The following is a 17,674-nucleotide window of genomic DNA, read 5'->3' on the forward strand; positions in this document are numbered from 1 at the left end:
TCCCTCATAATTGACATTCGAATCCAAATAAAAATGATTATCTTCAATAATCTATTTTATAAAGCGCGGCATTGAGATGACATTGGGGAACATAAATATCGGCAGAGAAAACACGCTATATTCTCATCAATTCATTTTTTAGAAAATATGAATTTTTGTTTCCAATAATCAGAAACAGAAATGCAAATTTTATTTCCCGCAAAGAAACTTATGATATAAGACAGCAAAATATTTTTGGAAACAACATTTGAAAAATGAATAATAAGTTAAGCCAAACTAAATCACTTTTAAATGACTGTATTAAATAGAGTATTTATCCCGACAATGGCGAACATGGCATTTTTTTGTTGTTGTTTTTTTTACGACCCTTGTTAAAACGCCGGCATGCCGAGGACTTCATTAATACCAGAGTTTTATGCTAAATGAGAGTGAATATCATCATGCCAATTTTCTGGAATTTCCACACAGTGAAGGTTGACATACCGCACACATTCCCGTATCACTTTAGTCACTGTTTGAACGAAAGCCGTTCTGACCACCCCATGATGAGAAGCTGAAAACACATGTTCAAGATGACCCGTCTCCTAGGCCTACTACTCAACGCAGAATATATGCGCGGTAAGCCAGTGGGCGAAAATCAGAACTGATTCAACTTCCACAGACAATAAACCCGCGCCGATGCGCGGGTTTTTTTTTATCTCCCCGCAGGGCGCGAAAATAAAAGCAGACAAGGAATAACCCATGAGCGAGCAAGTCATTATTTTCGATACCACGCTGCGTGACGGTGAACAGGCGTTACAAGCCAGCCTGAGTGTTAAAGAGAAGATTCAAATTGCAATGGCGCTGGAAAGAATGGGCGTTGATGTGATGGAAGTCGGCTTCCCGGTCTCCTCTCCCGGTGATTTCGAGTCTGTACAAACTATTGCGCGCCAGATTAAAAACAGCCGTGTTTGTGGTCTGGCCCGTTGCGTAGACGGTGATATTGACGCCGCCGCCGAAGCATTGCGCGTGGCAGAGGCCTTCCGCATTCACGTATTCCTGGCCACTTCTACCCTGCACATTGAATCTAAACTGAAGCGTTCATTTGATCAGGTGCTGGAGATGGCCACACACTCCGTAAAACGCGCCCGTAACTATACCGATGACGTTGAATTCTCGTGCGAAGATGCAGGCCGGACCCCGCTGGATAACCTGTGCCGTGTGGTAGAAGCTGCGATTAAAGCCGGTGCGACCACCATCAACATCCCCGACACCGTCGGTTACACCACGCCGGTTCAGTTCGGTGGCATCATCACCAATTTGTATGAGCGCGTGCCCAATATTGATAAGGCGATTATCTCTGTGCATTGCCACGATGATCTGGGCATGGCAGTCGGTAACTCCATCGCTGCGATTCAGGCCGGTGCGCGGCAGGTTGAAGGCACGCTGAACGGTATCGGTGAACGCGCCGGTAACACTGCGCTGGAAGAGGTGATCATGGCGATCCGCACCCGCAGTGACTACATGAACGTTCACACCAACATCAATCACAAAGAAATCTACCGTACCAGCCAGATTGTCAGCCAGATCACTAACATGCCTATCCCGGGCAATAAAGCCATTGTCGGCTCTAATGCCTTCGCGCACTCTTCAGGTATCCATCAGGATGGCGTGCTGAAAAACCGCGAAAACTACGAAATCATGACACCGGAATCCATCGGCCTGAACCAGGTTCAACTGAACCTGACTTCCCGTTCCGGCCGTGCTGCCGTTAAACATCGTATGGAAGAAATGGGCTACAAAGAATCCGATTACAACCTGGATCATCTGTATGCCGCATTCCTGAAACTGGCGGACAAAAAAGGCCAGGTTTTCGACTACGATTTAGAAGCGCTGGTCTTCATTAACAAGCAGCAGGAAGAGCCTGAATTCTACCGCCTGGATAACTTTAGTGTGCAGTCCGGCTCTAAGATTACCGCCACCGCGTCAGTTAATCTGGCCTGTGGCGAAGAAATCATTACCGAAGCCGCCACCGGCAACGGCCCGGTTGACGCCGTTTATCAGGCCATCAACCGCATCACCGGTTATCAGATTGAACTGGTGAAATACCAGCTGAGCGCCAAAGGTCAGGGCCGCGATGCGCTGGGCCAGGTTGACGTAGTCGTCTCCTTCAATGGCCGCCGCTTCCACGGTGTCGGGCTGGCGACAGACATTGTCGAATCCTCCGCAAAAGCGATGGTACATGTACTGAATAACATCTGGCGCAGCAAACAAGTTGAGATCGAAAAGCAACGTTTGCAGCAGACAGGTCAGCAACACAACAACATTCAAAATAATCAGGAAACGGTGTGAACATGAGCAAGACCCATCATATTGCCGTCTTACCCGGAGACGGAATTGGCCCGGAAGTCATGGCCCAGGCATACAAAGTGCTGGATGCCGTACGTCAGCGTTTTGGCCTGAAGATCACCACCAGCGAATACGATGTGGGTGGCGCAGCCATCGACAAACACGGCAGTCCCTTGCCGCCAGCGACCGTCGCCGGTTGCGAACAAGCTGATGCGATCCTGTTTGGCTCCGTGGGTGGCCCGAAGTGGGAACATCTGCCCCCGAACGATCAGCCTGAGCGTGGCGCATTATTGCCCCTGCGTAAACATTTCAAGTTGTTCAGCAATCTGCGCCCTGCCCGCCTGTATCAGGGGCTGGAAGAGTTTTGTCCGCTGCGTGCCGATATCGCCGCAAAAGGTTTCGACATTCTGTGTGTCCGCGAACTGACAGGCGGTATTTACTTCGGTCAGCCTAAAGGCCGCGAAGGTCAGGGCATGCACGAGAAAGCGTTTGATACCGAAGTATATTACCGCTTTGAGATTGAACGTATCGCCCGCATCGCCTTTGAATCGGCGCGCAAACGCCGCAGTAAAGTGACCTCCATCGATAAAGCCAACGTCTTGCAGACTTCGATTATGTGGCGCGAAGTGGTGAATGAAATCGCCAAAGATTATCCGGATGTCAGCCTGAGCCACATGTATATCGATAACGCGACCATGCAGCTGATTAAAGATCCGTCGCAGTTTGACGTGTTGCTGTGTTCAAACCTGTTCGGCGACATCCTGTCGGACGAATGCGCGATGATCACCGGTTCGATGGGGATGCTGCCTTCAGCCAGCATGAACGAGCAGGCGTTTGGTCTGTTTGAACCCGCGGGCGGCTCAGCGCCGGATATCGCCGGTAAAAACATTGCCAACCCGATTGCACAAATTCTGTCTGCCGCGCTGTTACTGCGTTACAGCCTGGGCGCTGATGACGCGGCCAATGCTATCGAGCAGGCCGTTAATAAAGCACTGGAAGCAGGCCACCGCACCGGTGATTTGGCTAACGGCCAGCAGGCGCTGGGTACCAGTGAAATGGGCGATATCATTGCCCGCTTTGTAAAAGAAGGGGCATAACATGGCCAAGACTCTGTATCAGAAATTGTTTGATGCGCATGTGGTTTACGAAGCGCAAAACGAAACGCCATTGTTATACATTGACCGCCACCTGGTTCACGAAGTGACCTCTCCGCAGGCGTTCGATGGCCTGCGCGCGATGGGCCGTCAGGTACGTCAGCCGGGTAAAACGTTTGCGACCATGGATCACAACGTGTCCACGCAAACTAAAGACATCAATGCGAGCGGCGAAATGGCACGCATTCAGATGCAGGAATTAATCAAGAACTGTGCTGAATTCGGCGTGCAGTTGTATGACCTGAACCACCCGTATCAGGGCATCGTTCACGTTATCGGCCCTGAGCAGGGCATGACTTTGCCGGGCATGACGATTGTCTGCGGCGATTCCCATACCGCCACACACGGTGCATTTGGCTCACTGGCTTTCGGTATCGGAACTTCTGAAGTTGAACACGTTCTGGCGACACAAACCCTGAAACAGGGCCGCGCCAAAACAATGAAAATCGAAGTAACCGGCGAAGCACCTGCGGGTATCACGGCGAAAGATATCGTTCTGGCGATCATCGGTAAAACCGGCAGCGCGGGCGGTACCGGTCATGTGGTGGAATTCTGCGGTAAAGCCATCGAGCGGCTGTCCATGGAAGGCCGTATGACCCTGTGCAACATGGCGATTGAAATGGGTGCGAAGGCCGGTCTGGTTGCGCCGGACGAAACCACGTTTGCCTATCTGAAAGGACGTCAGTTTGCGCCGAAGGACCAGAACTGGGACGCGGCAGTGGAATACTGGAAAACCCTGAAAACAGAAGAGGGTGCGAAATTCGACAGCGTTGTGACGCTGGATGCCTCCGAAATAGCACCGCAAGTCACGTGGGGCACCAACCCGGGTCAGGTAATGGCTGTGAATCAAACCATCCCTTATCCTGCCTCGTTTGCTGATCCGGTAGAACGTGCATCGGCTGAAAAAGCCCTGGCGTATATGGATTTGCAGCCGGGCATTAAACTGACCGACGTGGCGATTGATAAAGTCTTCATCGGTTCCTGCACCAACTCACGCATCGAAGACTTACGCGCTGCGGCAGCGATAGCCCAGGGTCGTAAAGTCGCCAGCGGTGTGCAGGCCATCGTGGTCCCTGGCTCCGGCCCGGTAAAAGCGCAGGCTGAAGAAGAAGGTCTGGATAAAATCTTCATCGAAGCCGGTTTCGAATGGCGTCTGCCAGGCTGTTCTATGTGCCTGGCGATGAATAATGACCGCCTGGAACCGGGTGAGCGTTGCGCATCCACCAGCAACCGTAACTTTGAAGGCCGTCAGGGTCGTGGCGGCCGTACGCATCTGGTCAGTCCGGCAATGGCGGCGGCGGCGGCTGTCACCGGCCGTTTCGCTGATATCCGTGAACTGAACTGAGGAAAAACACCATGGCTAAATTTACCCAACACATCGGTCTGGTGGTTCCGCTGGATGCAGCTAACGTCGATACCGATGCCATCATTCCCAAACAGTTTTTGCAGAAAGTGACCCGTACCGGTTTCGGCCAGCATCTGTTTAATGACTGGCGTTTTCTGGACGATGCCGGTCAGGTGCCAAACCCTGATTTCGTGCTGAACAAACCACGCTACAAAGGCGCGAGCATTTTGCTGGCACGCGAAAACTTTGGCTGCGGTTCTTCCCGTGAACATGCACCCTGGGCACTGACTGACTACGGTTTCCATGCTGTGATCGCGCCGAGCTTTGCCGATATTTTCTACGGTAACTCGTTCAATAACCAGTTGCTGCCAATTACACTGAGCGAAGCCGAAGTGGACGAACTGTTCGAGCTGGTGAAAAACAACGAAGGTATTCAGTTCGAAGTGGATCTGGAAGCACAGACCGTTAAAGCGGGTGACAAAAGCTATCCGTTCGTCATCGACAGCTTCCGCCGTCACTGCATGATCAACGGTCTGGACAGCATCGGCCTGACGTTGCAGCACGAAACAAACATCTCCAGCTACGAGAAAAATCAGCCTGCCTTTATGCGCTAATTATTTACTGGCCTGCGAAGAAAAAGCAAAAGCGGGAAATCCTCCCGCTTTTGCGCATGGCAAGTCTCTTTTTCCTGACAGACTCATGTTATCTGCAAGCGTCTTGTGATCGTTATCTCGCTTAGAGGCATAACATTCTTGTACTTCCCTGATAAGAACTGAGCAATTTCCAGCATGGGATATCTTGTAATCGTCTTAAATAAACCGAAGTTGGGATCGAGGAAAAAAGCCTCGAACTCACTATGACGAAATGCAGCGACGGCATGGAATGCCGCTTTATCCTCTCCTTTTGTGAAACGGAATGAAATGATCACGCCTGAGATGGTTTTTTTATCTCTGTACGCCTCCATCCCCTTAAATGACATAAAATCACTTCGCTCCCTCAGCGAGTAATGCAGTCCCGGAATACCGGTTATTTTTCCTTTTTCCTGCTGATGCGCATTTTTATAGTTCACCGTGACTTCGTCATACGTTAACGCATCAAAGCTGTTCAAGTGATTCTCCTGATAACGCCTGGCATAGTTTTTTTGCTTCCTCATCGCCCGTTCGAAAAGCAGACGTTGACGGGCGGCATCTGCAGGTAACAGAGCTTTTTTATCAGCAGACGGTACGGATGAAAACCATCCGGACAACCAGCGGCCGGAGGGCTGTAATGGCCGTTCTTTTATAATGTCGCCCAGCCAGGTCAGACAAAAGCCAAAACAACATCCCTTAGCTTGTTGCTCAGCAAGAAACGACGCATAATTTTTTTCTATAGAAATAATATTAATCATATTAAAAAACTTCCAATGTTTTTATTCAACTGCGGGTGCTGCGCGTAAAACCGCCACTTTTTTATTAATTATTCCTGGTAACTATAAATTCTAATAATGACACTACCTCCTTGTATAGTTTATTAATATATTTAGTGATATCCCGCATAGGATAAGAAGATGATGTTTTAAATAACCCTAAATTGGGATCGAGAAAAAATATTCCGTGGCGTTGTAGCGAAAAGCCGCGACGGGATGGTAGCCGATCTCACCCGGTATCTCAGAAAACCGGAAAGCAATGATCGCCCCGGTGAGAGGGTGAGCGTGACCAAAAATATTTAAGCCGTTAAACAACATGAAATCATTACGTGCTATCAGACGATATTGTAATCCAGGAACACCGGTTATTTTTTCCTTTTCTGCCTGACGGAAAATTTTGTAATTAACAAAGGCCTCATGGCGTCCTGTCTGACGTTTCGGATCCTGCTGACTCTCCCTGCAGCTTTTCAGATAGCTCTCATGCCGTCGGTATGCCCGCTCCAGTAATAGCCTTAGCTTCACAGTATCAGAGGGGATTGAGGCTTTCTTATCCGGTGTCAGTGGCGGGGAAAACCAACCGGAAAGCCAGCCGGAAAACCAGCTGCCCATTTTCTGTGCTGGCCGTTCTTTTAATATATCACCAAGCCAGGCCAGACATAAACCAATACAAACGCTCTCAGATTTCTTCTCATCAATAAATGAATTATATGTTTTCCTTATAAGTACACCCGGAATCATATTTTTCCCCTTTGTCACTATATTAGAAAGCCGATAATATAGCCACTTCCTTTAATTATCCAGACGGTAAGGAGGATTAGAGGGGGAGAAGAATGTTTATTCCTGAGGGAGAATCCAGATAACTAATAAAAATTAAGTCATTGCAGAAACTTGAAAAACTAAATGTATTATTCAGTTGAATAGGTTAAAGAGCGAATTAATCGCTCTTTAAGCCCACGTCATTCACACGTCTTTGACTTTATACATCAGCCCGAGCGCCACCACCGCCAGCACAGTCGCCGCCCAGTACACCGGATAGTGGCCGAAGTTTTCCACGATAAAGCCCTGCAACAACCCCGCGCAAATCACACCAGTGGAGATGCTGTTAGTGAACAGTGTGGTCGCTGAACCCGCCCTTCCCGGCATCAGATCCTGAAAATATAACATTCCGATCCCGGCGACGATGCCGATGAAAATCGCGTTGAACAATTGCAGGATCATCAGCGCGGCTTTGAACTGAAACGCCACCAGTCCGGCATAGAAAATCACACCGCTTACCACGGCATACAGCATCAGCTTGCGTTTACCAGTACGTTTGACCAGATAACCCGCCAGCAACATCGCCGGAATTTCCAGTCCGGCAGCGGTTCCCATCAGCAGCCCCGCCAGCCCTTCCGGCAGCCCTAAATCACTGGTGATGTACAGCGGCATATCAATGACATACATGATATTGCAGGTCCACATCAGCAGGGAGGAAAAGAACAACAGCCGCACATCTTTGTTGCGCCAGGCGCTAACCGGCACCACTTTTTCATCCACCGGTTGTTCAAGGCGCGGCACTGACGGCAGGAAGAAAAGGATCATTAATATGCTGCCGACAAACACTGCGGCGGCACTCAGGTACATCGGCGTAAAGCCGTAATTCAGCGCCAGCATAAAAGAGAGCGGCGGGCCCAGCACCCACGCCAGCGAGAGCATCGCACGCATCATCGAGCTGAACATCACCACTTCACTGGCGGAGCGATCGGCATGTTCACGCGCCAGCGCAAAGAGCTGCGGCATCGACGCATTGCCTATCGCCGCCAGCAGGACACCAACGGTGATCAGCACCAGGTAATCGCGGCTGAACGCAAAGACCAGGCTATTACCGAGCGCCATCAGGCAGCAGAACATCAGCAATTTTCGCCGGTCGCCTTTGTTGTCCGAACGGTTAGCCAGCAGAAAACTGATTGCGATCCCCGCCAGCGCATTGACGGTATAGAAGAAGCCAACCCACAACGGGCGGACTTTCACTTCGTTGGTCAGAAATAAGCTGAGTGTGGGCGCCTGCAGCGCCCCTGCAATACCACACAGCAAGGACACCACCAGAAAGGTGACATAAATGACATTAATACGAGGTTTTGACATAACGTCGTCCCTGAGAAATGAATGTCTTACGGCAAAACATACAGTGTATACCCAAACAGTTCGGGTTGCAGAACGGCGGCAATCGCGCGAATCCCGATGAGCTGACATAAGTCCCTGATTCGGGTGAGCAAGAGCAACCAACGCATCTGCAGCTTGAAATGTGAAGGGGATAATGTGCATAAAAAAACCAGTGAGTTACCTCACTGGCTGGTGACAATACACCATTACTCAGAAAATCGGATTCGGTTGCCGTTGTGATACGGGGGCTTACATCCGCTGACGGTATTCCTCGTCATTCATGGAATCCATATCCCACTGCGTCAGCCGCGCCAGAATATCCATCCGGTACTGCACCGGCACCCATGACAGCCAGTCAGCACGGTTTTTCTCCGCGCCTTGTCTGATGGCCTTGAAGTAAAACTGATAAAAACGGGCAGTTAACTGGCGTTTCATGCTGACCTCCGGTCATTCACAACAGGCTTTGGTTGAGAAACAGTATCGGAGTAATATGGGGAAAGATAAATTGATGAAAATCGCTCACGGAGTTCCTCTTTTATGCCCTCGTCCCGTTTGCAACAACAATTCATCCGCTTGTGGCAAAGTTGTCACGGTGAAGACACCGAAACTACCTTACAGGCGTTGTCTGAGGTTCTGAACTGCTCGCGCAGACATATGCGATCGTTGCTCAGCACCATGCAGCAACGGGGCTGGCTGACGTGGGATGCTGAAGCCGGACGCGGCAAACGATCTACCCTGCGTTTTTTGTATACCGGGCTGGCACTCCAGCAACAGCGCGCCGAGGAGTTGCTGGAACAAGATAGCATTGATCAACTGGTGCAACTGGTCGGCGACAAAACGAGGGTGCGTCAGATGCTGCTGTCACAGCTCGGACGCAGTTTTCGCCAGGGCAAACATATCCTGCGCGTGTTGTATTACCGTCCGCTGATTAACCTGCTGCCCGGCACTATGTTGCGCCGTTCAGAAACCCATATTGCCAGACAGATCTTCAGCGGTCTGACACGCATAAATGAGGAAAATGGGGAAGCAGAAGGCGATTTAGCCCATCACTGGCAGAAAGTTTCTCCGCTACACTGGCGGTTTTATCTGCGTCCCGCCATTCATTTTCATCACGGCCGTGAACTCGGGATGGCGGATATCATCACTACTTTTATGCGCCTGAAATCGCATCCGTTGTTCAGCAACCTGAAGTCGGTCACAACGCCCACGCCGAATGTCATCGATATCCATCTGAATGAACCCGATCGCTGGCTGCCATGGCTGTTCGGCAATATCCACGCCATGATCCTGCCACAGGAATGGCAGTCCCTGCCTGATTTTGCCCGCCATCCGGTCGGCACCGGTCCTTACGCCGTGGTACGTAATATTAAAACGCAGCTGCGCATCCGCGCCTTTGACGATTATTTTGGCTTCCGGGCGCTTATTGATGAAGTGAATATCTGGGTACTACCGGAACTGAGTGAAGAGCTGGTGCATTCCGGCGTGCAGCTTCAGGCCGATGAATCCGGCAAAAGCGAGCTGGAAAGCCGCCTTGAAGAAGGCTGCTATTTCCTGCTTTTTGACCAGCGCTCACCGGTCGGACAATCAGAAGAAACACGCCAGTGGTTGTGCGATTTACTCAATCCCATCGCTCTGCTGAATAATGCGGAACCCATTTATCAGCGCTACTGGTCCCCGGCGTACGGCCTTTTGCCGCGATGGCATCATAAAGCGCCGCAGCCGCGTCCGCCCAGACCGCAAAATCTGACGCAGATAACACTGACATTTTACGGCGAGCACTCCGAACATCAGGCCATTTGTAATGCGCTGAAACCGCTGCTGGTGGCTGAAGGTATCGAACTGATTACTCAGGTAGTGGATTACGCAGTCTGGCACCGCGGCGACGCTAAAAGTGATGTATGGCTCGGCAGTGCCAACTTCACCCTGCCGCTGGAGTTTTCATTATTCGCGCATTTCTACGAATTGCCACTGGCCAGGCATTGCTTCAGCGAAGAGATGAACGACGATGCCGCGCAGTGGCACGCAGGGAACTTATCGATGGCGACATGGAGTCAGAAACAGACGGTCAGCCATCAGATCCACCCGCTGTTCCATCACTGGCTGGTATTGCAGGGTCAACGCAGTATGCGCGGCGTGCGCATGAATACCCTCGGCTGGTTCGACTTTAAATCCGCCTGGTTTGCGCCACCTGACAGTTAATCGGACTATCGCATCGCGCCGTTAATCACTAGAATGACATCCGTTCTCAACGGGGTGCCCGACTTGTTAAAGCAGCGATGTAAACGCCGCGAGCAAGTGTTCAGCCGGTGAAGGCCAGCGCGGAGAAAGCAGAGCGTACACAAAGTACGTGAGCATTTCGAGCACTGCCCGACGCCGGATCAACACCTGCGCAGCAAGTTTGGCTGAGATATAGACCCGTCGAACCTGATCCGGTTGATACCGGCGGAGGGATTTGAGACTGCGCGATGCTCACTCAAAATCCTTTGCCCTTTCATTTTTTTGGAGCGCAAAGTTGAAAAAATTATTGTCCTGCTTGCTGTTACTTTCTGCACCTGCATTGGCTGCAAAACCTGTTCTGACGGTATACACCTACGATTCTTTCTCTGCCGACTGGGGCCCCGGTCCGGCCATTAAAAAGGCCTTTGAGGCGCAATGCGGCTGTGAACTGAAATACGTGGCGCTGGAAGATGGCGTATCTTTGCTGAACCGTCTGCGGATGGAAGGTAAAAACAGCAAAGCTGATGTCGTCCTCGGTCTGGATAACAACCTGCTGCAGGCGGCAGAACAAACCGGTTTATTTGCCAAAGCGCCGAAAACCAGCGCCACACTGACAGTGCCGGGTGGCTGGAATGACAGCACGTTCGTGCCTTACGATTACGGCTATTTCGCGTTCGTCTATGACAAAAATAAACTCAAGAACCCGCCAAAAAGCCTTGATGAGCTGATTAACAGCGACCAGAAATGGAAAGTTATTTATGAGGATCCGCGCACCAGCACGCCGGGTCTGGGCCTGATGCTGTGGATGCAAAAAGTTTATGGCGACAAAGCCCCGCTAGCCTGGCAAAAACTGGCGAAGAAAACCGTTACCGTCACCAAAGGCTGGAGCGAGGCTTACGGTTTATTCCTCAAAGGCGAAAGCGATCTGGTACTGAGCTACACCACCTCTCCGGCATACCATATTGTTGAAGAGAAGAAAGATAACTACGCCGCAGCGGACTTCACTGAAGGTCATTATATGCAGGTTGAAGTTGCAGGGCAGCTGGCAAACAGCAGGCAACCTAAACTGGCTGAACAGTTCATGAAGTTCGTCACCACGGAAGATTTCCAGAAAGTGATCCCGACCGGCAACTGGATGTATCCGGTCGTGAATACGCCGCTGCCTGACGCCTTTAAACAGCTGACCGTGCCAGCGAAATCCCTGCAATACAGCGCACAGGATGTCGCCACTCACCGCAGCCAGTGGATTCAGGCATGGCAGAACGCCGTCAGCCGTTGATCCCGCGCTGGCTGTGGCCGGGGGTCATCGCGTCGCTGGCTATGTTGCTGGTGGCCGCACTGGCCTTAGGCTCTCTGTGGCGTCATGCGCCACAGATGAGCGGCCCCGCCCTCTGGCAGGATCCTTATCTCTGGCACGTGATCCGCTTCACCTTCTGGCAGGCGCTGCTTTCAGCGCTATGCTCAGTGCTGCCGGCCATTTTGCTGGCCCGCACGTTGTTCCGTCGCCGTTTTCCCGGCCGCCAGCTGTTATTGCGCTTATGCGCGATGACGCTGGTATTGCCAGTTTTGGTGGCGGTGTTTGGCATTCTCAGTGTCTACGGCAGGCAGGGCTGGCTGGCGCAGATTTGCGGCTGGCTGGGCATGGATTATCATTTCTCGCCCTATGGATTACAGGGGATTTTGCTGGCGCACGTGTTTTTCAATCTGCCGCTGGCGACCCGTCTTTTAGTGCAGGCACTGGAAAATATCGCTGTTGAACAGCGCCAGCTGGCCGCCCAACTGGGCATGAATGTCTGGCAGCAATTCCGCTTCGTGGAATGGCCCGCGTTGCGCCGGCAGATTTTCCCCGCTGCCGCCTTAATTTTTATGCTGTGTTTCGCCAGCTTCGCCACCGTCCTTTCCCTGGGCGGCGGTCCGCAGGCGACGACCATTGAACTCGCCATTTATCAGGCGCTGAGCTACGACTACGATTTAAGCCGCGCGGCTAGCCTGGCGCTGATCCAGCTATTTTGTTGTCTGGCCCTGGTATTGCTCAGTCAGAAACTCAGTCAGGCGTTGCCGGTCGGGCAAACGCATTCTCAGCGCTGGCGTAATCCCGACGATTCCTGGCCGCGCCGCATCGCCGATGCCGTGCTGATTGGCCTCGCGTTGCTGCTGATCCTGCCGCCGTTACTCGCCGTGATTACTGATGGCGTAAACCGGGCAGCCGTGGGTGTTTTGCAGCAACCCGCACTCTGGCAGGCATTATGGACATCAGTACGTATCGCGCTGGGCAGCGGATTATTGTGTGTGCTGCTGACCATGATGCTGCTGTGGAGCAGCCGCGAACTGCGTTTACGCCAGAGAAACAGCTGGGCACAGGCGATGGATATGAGCGGTATGCTGATCCTCGCAATGCCGGGTATTGTGCTGGCCACCGGCTTTTTTCTGCTGCTCGGCGATACCCTGGGTTTACCGCAGTCCCCCTGGCCGCTGGTGATCCTCACGAATGCGCTGATGGCCGTACCTTATGCGTTAAAAGTGCTGGATAACCCGATGCGCGACGTGGCAGATCGTTACACGCTGCTGTGCCTTTCGCTGGATATGCACGGCTGGTATCGGCTGCGCCGGGTTGAACTCAGCGCACTGAAACGTCCGCTTGCGCAGGCACTGGCGTTTGCCTGTGTGCTTTCGCTGGGGGATTTCGGTGTCATTGCCTTGTTCGGCAATGAGAATTTCCGCACCCTGCCGTTTTATCTGTATCAGCAGATCGGCTCCTACCGCAGCCAGGATGGTGCGGTGACGGCGCTGTTATTACTGCTGCTATGCTTTCTGTTATTCACTCTGATTGAGAAACTGCCGGGCCGCCATGCTGACGCTGAATAAACTGACGTATTTGTACGAACATCTGCCGATGCGCTTCGATTTACACATCGATGCCGGTGAACGTGTGGCGATCCTTGGCCCGAGCGGCGCAGGGAAAAGTACCTTACTGAGTCTGGTCGCCGGTTTTCTGGCACCGGTCAGCGGAAAGATCCTGCTCAACGGCGCAGATCACAGCACGACACCTCCGGCCAGGCGTCCGGTGTCGATGCTGTTTCAGGAAAATAACCTGTTCTCGCATCTGACGGTGCGTCAGAACATGGGGCTGGGATTACATCCGGGGCTGAAACTGACCGCGCAACAGAAGCAGGAACTTGAAAACATCGCGCAACAGGTCGGGCTGGCCGAATGTCTGGACCGGCTGCCGTCGCAGCTGTCCGGCGGCCAGCGTCAGCGTGTGGCACTGGCGCGTTGTCTGCTGCGCAGCCAGCCGGTTTTACTGCTTGATGAACCCTTTTCCGCACTCGATCCGGCGCTGCGCAGTGAGATGCTCACGTTGCTGGATAAGGTATGCGGGCAACGTAATCTTACCCTGCTGATGGTGTCACACAATCTCGATGATGCCGCAAGGATTGCACCGCGAACGCTGCTGATTGTTGACGGCCGGATTTTTTACGACGGGCCGACGCAGGCGCTGGCCAACGGCAGTGCACCGCAGGCCAGAGTGTTAGGAATAACACCGGGGATCAGCGGGTGATCACTTTCCACAGCAAATGACCATAAACCGGCATCATCGGCTGTTTGCTCAACATCACCAGGCTCACGGCTGTCGCCACAAGACTCAGTACACAAGCCACGCGCAGACGCGGTAATGGCAACCATTTATTCATCGCGTCAGGTGAGCTTTTCCCCGAACGGATCCAGCGCCACAGCAACCAGGCACTCAGCCAGATCAATACCACGGCAGCAAACAACATCCATTTGAATACCGAACTGTTGTGGCTGGCCGGAATATCAATGGCAACGCCTGCCAGAATGCCTGGCAGAAAATACACCGGTGGCCAGGTGATGCAGCCGATAATATTCGGCGGTGCAAATTTATACGGCGGCAAATTCAGCATACCGGCAACCATCGGCACCAGCGGACGTGTTGGCCCGATGAAGCGGCCGATAATCACTGTCGCAAAACTGTGGCGATCCAGCGCGTAACCGGTTTTATCCAGTAAAGACTGGTAACGCCTGAGGAAACGCCAGCGATGCAGCGGCTCCTTGAAACCACGGCCAATAAAATACGAGGCCCAGTCACCGAAGAAACATCCCAGTCCCGCAGCCAGCCAGGCTTCGTACAGTCCCACCTGACCGCTGCCGATCAGCGTCCCCAGCGTCGCCATCATGACAGTACCCGGAAGGATCAGGCCCACCAGCGCCAGCGACTCGAAGAAAGCCACCACGGCGACAATAATTAATGCAAAGCCCACCGACTGAGCGACCAGATGTTGTAGATAGGCTTCCATAAATTCCCAAAATTGAGTGATGACTGCGCAAATTACGCAGCGTACAAATGAGACAAGTGTAAGTTTTCTGCATTCTCATTGTAGTAAATACATTAAGCGGCTGAATTGTCAGTGCACGAACTATCACAGTCAACCGGGTAATTGTATGCGTATTTGGCAGAAACCTGAGCCGTAGACAAAGACTGTATAAATAACCATACTCTGTCTCAGGCTCTTATTTGTTTATCTCTACCGTTTCGAGGCGCTTATTACTTCCACCTTTGTTCGTCCCGCTTCAGCCAACAATGACACCCTGCCGCGTCAGGGATTTGTGCTGACCCGCCACTGGCGCGACACGCCGCGCGGTACGGAGGTGGAATTGTGGCTGGCGACCGATCAAGGGCCGCAAAAGGTGCGCCTGCCTTTACAGGAATCAGTGGCGTTTATTCCGGCCGCGCAGCGCACGGCGGCGGAGCGAATTCTCACCGATGAAAAAAATGTCAGCCTGCGTGAATTACCGCTACAGGATTTCCATTCCCGGCCGGTTCTCGGGCTGTATTGCCCGCAACACCGCCAGCTGATGCGGATAGAAAAACTGCTGAAAGAAAACGGCGTTAATGTTTTCGAAGCGGATATCCGCCCGCCTGAACGCTTTCTGATGGAGCGCTATATTACCGCGCCGGTCTGGTTTAGCGGCAAACCCGGGCCGGACAAGCTGCTGCTCGACACGAGAATGAAACCAGCGGAGGGTTACCGCCCGCCGCTAAAACTGTGTTCTCTGGATATCGAAACCAGCGGCAACGGCGAGTTGTACTGCATCGGGCTGGAAGGCTGCGGGCAGCGACACGTGTATATGCTTGGTCCGCCTAACGGCGATCCGGACAGTCAGTTTGATTTCAATCTGGTGTATGTTGACAGCCGCCCGCAGTTGCTGGAAAAGCTTAATGAGTGGCTGGAAACTTACGATCCTGACGCCATCATCGGCTGGAGCGTAGTGCAGTTTGACCTGCGTGTTTTGCAAAAGCATGCTGACCGCTACAAAATTCCGCTGAAATTCGGGCGCGGTGGTGGTGAACTGGAGTGGCGTGAACACGGTTTCAAACAGGGGCATTTTTTTGCTGCAGCGGCTGGCCGCCTGATCATCGACGGCATTGAAGCACTGAAATCGGCGTTCTGGAACTTCAGCTCATTCAGTCTGGAATTCGTCTCGCAAAGTTTATTAGGCGAAGGCAAGGCCAGCGACAATCCTTATCAGCGGCTGGCCGAAATCGAACAGCGTTTTCGGGAAGATAAACCGGCGCTGGCACGCTATAACCTCAAAGACTGCGAACTGGTAACGCGTATTTTCGCCAAAACCGAACTGATGCCGTTTTTGCTGGAACGCGCCTCGGTCACCGGCCTGGCCGTGGATCGCAGCGGCGGTTCAGTGGCGGCCTTTACTCATCTTTATTTACCCCGCATGCACCGCGCCGGGTACGTCGCGCCCAATCTGGGTGAATTGCAGGGCGAAATGAGCCCCGGCGGCTTTGTGATGGATTCGCGTCCCGGTTTGTATGATTCGGTGCTGGTACTTGATTATAAAAGTCTGTACCCGTCAATTATCCGCACTTTCCTGATCGACCCGGTCGGGCTGGTTGCCGGTCTGCAACAACCGGATGATGAACATTCGGTACCAGGCTATCGCAACGCCCGCTTCTCACGCGAAAAACATTGTCTGCCGGAAATCGTCCGCCAGATTTGGATGGGTCGCGAAGAAGCCAAGAAACAGAAAAACAAACCGCTTTCGCAGGCACTCAAAATCATCATGAATGCTTTTTACGGCGTGCTCGGCTCCAGCGGCTGCCGCTTCTTTGATCCGCGTCTCGCCTCTTCCATTACCCTGCGCGGACACGACATTATGCGCCAGACCCGCGAACTGATTGAAGCCGAGGGTTATCAGGTAATTTACGGGGATACCGATTCTACCTTTGTCTGGCTGAATAAAGCCCGTTCGCAGGAAGACGCCAACGCGATTGGCCGCCGTCTGGTAGAACAGGTGAATGCCTGGTGGAAAGCGCATCTGCAACAGGCATACGGGCTGGAAAGCGCGCTGGAGCTGGAATTCGAAACGCATTATCAGCGTTTCCTGATGCCGACCATTCGTGGCTCAGAAACCGGCAGCAAAAAGCGCTATGCCGGGCTGGTGAATGATGCAGACGGTGAGCACATCGTTTATAAAGGGCTGGAAACCGTGCGCACCGACTGGACGAAGCTGGCACAGGAGTTCCAGCAGGAATTGTATCAGCGCATATTTCACCGTCAGCCATATCAGGATTACGTGCGCGACTATGTGGCACGTACCCTCAGCGGAGAATTTGACGACAAACTGGTGTACCGCAAACGTCTGCGCCGTAAGCTGAGCGATTATGAAAAAAATGTGCCCCCACATGTTCGCGCCGCGCGGCTGGCCGATGACTATAACGCACTGCATGGCCGGGCAAAGCAGTACCAGAATGGCGGCTGGATCAGCTATGTAATGACCACGTCCGGCCCAGAACCGCTGGAAAATCGGCAGTCCCCTGTCGATTACGATCACTACATCGAGCGTCAGCTGGAACCGGTCGCCGATGGCATTTTGCCTTTCCTTCACGATGATTTTGCTACACTGATTACAGGTCAGATGGGTTTATTTTAAACAAAAGAAGGTGCTGCTCTTGTGATTCACAGGTGACGAATCGCTTACCTTCCATTACCATAGCGCCCTTTCCCATTTCTGAATCATCCTCACACAGTGAATCACTCCGCGCCT

The 17,674-nt window shown here is 52.5% G+C and carries 14 protein-coding genes and 1 riboswitch; of the genes, 9 read left to right on the plus strand and 5 right to left on the minus strand.

Annotated features, from left to right (window positions below; genetic code table 11):
* The first annotated feature begins 741 nt into the window (after positions 1-741).
* Genes leuA through leuD form a run of 4 tightly spaced genes read left to right on the plus strand, consistent with a single transcriptional unit; the run spans position 742 to position 5,441 of the window.
* Positions 742-2,331 (plus strand): 2-isopropylmalate synthase, encoded by a 1,590-nt coding sequence (leuA, locus tag ETV65_RS12840; RefSeq protein WP_015698680.1) that lies wholly within the window; start codon positions 742-744, stop codon positions 2,329-2,331.
* A gap of 2 nt (positions 2,332-2,333) precedes the next feature.
* Positions 2,334-3,425, plus strand: a complete 1,092-nt coding sequence (leuB, locus tag ETV65_RS12845; RefSeq protein ID WP_129953211.1) for a 3-isopropylmalate dehydrogenase — start codon at positions 2,334-2,336, stop codon at positions 3,423-3,425.
* A 1-nt stretch (position 3,426) separates the two neighbouring features.
* Positions 3,427-4,827 (plus strand): 3-isopropylmalate dehydratase large subunit, encoded by a 1,401-nt coding sequence (gene leuC, locus ETV65_RS12850; RefSeq protein WP_129953212.1) that lies wholly within the window; start codon positions 3,427-3,429, stop codon positions 4,825-4,827.
* An 11-nt stretch (positions 4,828-4,838) separates the two neighbouring features.
* Positions 4,839-5,441 (plus strand): 3-isopropylmalate dehydratase small subunit, encoded by a 603-nt coding sequence (leuD, locus tag ETV65_RS12855; protein ID WP_129953213.1) that lies wholly within the window; start codon positions 4,839-4,841, stop codon positions 5,439-5,441.
* Between the two features lie 83 nt (positions 5,442-5,524).
* On the opposite strand, the gene ETV65_RS12860 is transcribed toward leuD, so the two are convergent.
* The 4 genes from ETV65_RS12860 to sgrT form a co-directional block, all read right to left on the minus strand.
* Positions 5,525-6,214 (minus strand): hypothetical protein, encoded by a 690-nt coding sequence (locus ETV65_RS12860; protein ID WP_129953214.1) that lies wholly within the window; start codon positions 6,212-6,214, stop codon positions 5,525-5,527.
* Positions 6,215-6,391: 177 nt separating this feature from the next.
* Positions 6,392-6,970 carry a hypothetical protein gene (locus ETV65_RS12865; protein WP_240782835.1) on the minus strand — a complete coding sequence of 193 codons (579 nt, stop codon included), beginning with the start codon at positions 6,968-6,970 and terminating at the stop codon, positions 6,392-6,394.
* A gap of 222 nt (positions 6,971-7,192) precedes the next feature.
* Positions 7,193-8,356, minus strand: coding sequence for an MFS transporter (locus tag ETV65_RS12870; RefSeq protein WP_129953215.1), 1,164 nt, complete (start codon positions 8,354-8,356; stop codon positions 7,193-7,195).
* Between the two features lie 267 nt (positions 8,357-8,623).
* Positions 8,624-8,809: a glucose uptake inhibitor SgrT gene (sgrT, locus tag ETV65_RS12875; protein WP_129953216.1), complete on the minus strand. Its 186-nt coding sequence runs from the start codon at positions 8,807-8,809 to the stop codon at positions 8,624-8,626.
* A gap of 102 nt (positions 8,810-8,911) precedes the next feature.
* Here sgrT and sgrR point away from each other — a divergent pair, with 102 nt between their 5' ends.
* The 4 genes from sgrR to thiQ all read left to right on the plus strand — a co-directional run bounded on the left by sgrR (position 8,912) and on the right by thiQ (position 14,150).
* On the plus strand, positions 8,912-10,573 hold the full coding sequence (gene sgrR / locus ETV65_RS12880) for an HTH-type transcriptional regulator SgrR (protein WP_129953217.1): 1,662 nt from the start codon (positions 8,912-8,914) through the stop codon (positions 10,571-10,573).
* A gap of 40 nt (positions 10,574-10,613) precedes the next feature.
* Positions 10,614-10,843: riboswitch (TPP riboswitch) on the plus strand.
* Between the two features lie 43 nt (positions 10,844-10,886).
* A complete protein-coding gene (gene thiB, locus ETV65_RS12885; RefSeq protein WP_129953218.1) occupies positions 10,887-11,870 on the plus strand; it encodes a thiamine ABC transporter substrate binding subunit in 984 nt (327 codons plus the stop codon).
* Complete coding sequence (gene thiP, locus ETV65_RS12890) at positions 11,846-13,456, plus strand: thiamine/thiamine pyrophosphate ABC transporter permease ThiP (RefSeq protein ID WP_129953219.1); 1,611 nt, start codon at positions 11,846-11,848, stop codon at positions 13,454-13,456. The genes thiB and thiP overlap by 25 nt, the downstream gene beginning before the upstream one ends.
* Complete coding sequence (gene thiQ / locus ETV65_RS12895) at positions 13,440-14,150, plus strand: thiamine ABC transporter ATP-binding protein ThiQ (RefSeq protein WP_129953220.1); 711 nt, start codon at positions 13,440-13,442, stop codon at positions 14,148-14,150. Before thiP ends, thiQ begins: the two co-directional genes overlap by 17 nt.
* Here the strand turns inward: thiQ and ETV65_RS12900 are convergent.
* Positions 14,140-14,907 (minus strand): DedA family protein, encoded by a 768-nt coding sequence (locus ETV65_RS12900; protein WP_129953221.1) that lies wholly within the window; start codon positions 14,905-14,907, stop codon positions 14,140-14,142. The genes thiQ and ETV65_RS12900 overlap by 11 nt on opposite strands.
* Positions 14,908-15,199: 292 nt before the next feature.
* Between ETV65_RS12900 and ETV65_RS12905 the strand changes: the two genes are divergently transcribed.
* Positions 15,200-17,560 carry a DNA polymerase II gene (locus ETV65_RS12905; RefSeq protein ID WP_238486163.1) on the plus strand — a complete coding sequence of 787 codons (2,361 nt, stop codon included), beginning with the start codon at positions 15,200-15,202 and terminating at the stop codon, positions 17,558-17,560.
* The last annotated feature ends 114 nt before the right edge of the window (positions 17,561-17,674 follow it).

Source organism: Rahnella sp. RFA10(1/100), from assembly GCF_004195115.1.
Lineage (GTDB): Bacteria > Pseudomonadota > Gammaproteobacteria > Enterobacterales > Enterobacteriaceae > Rahnella > Rahnella perminowiae.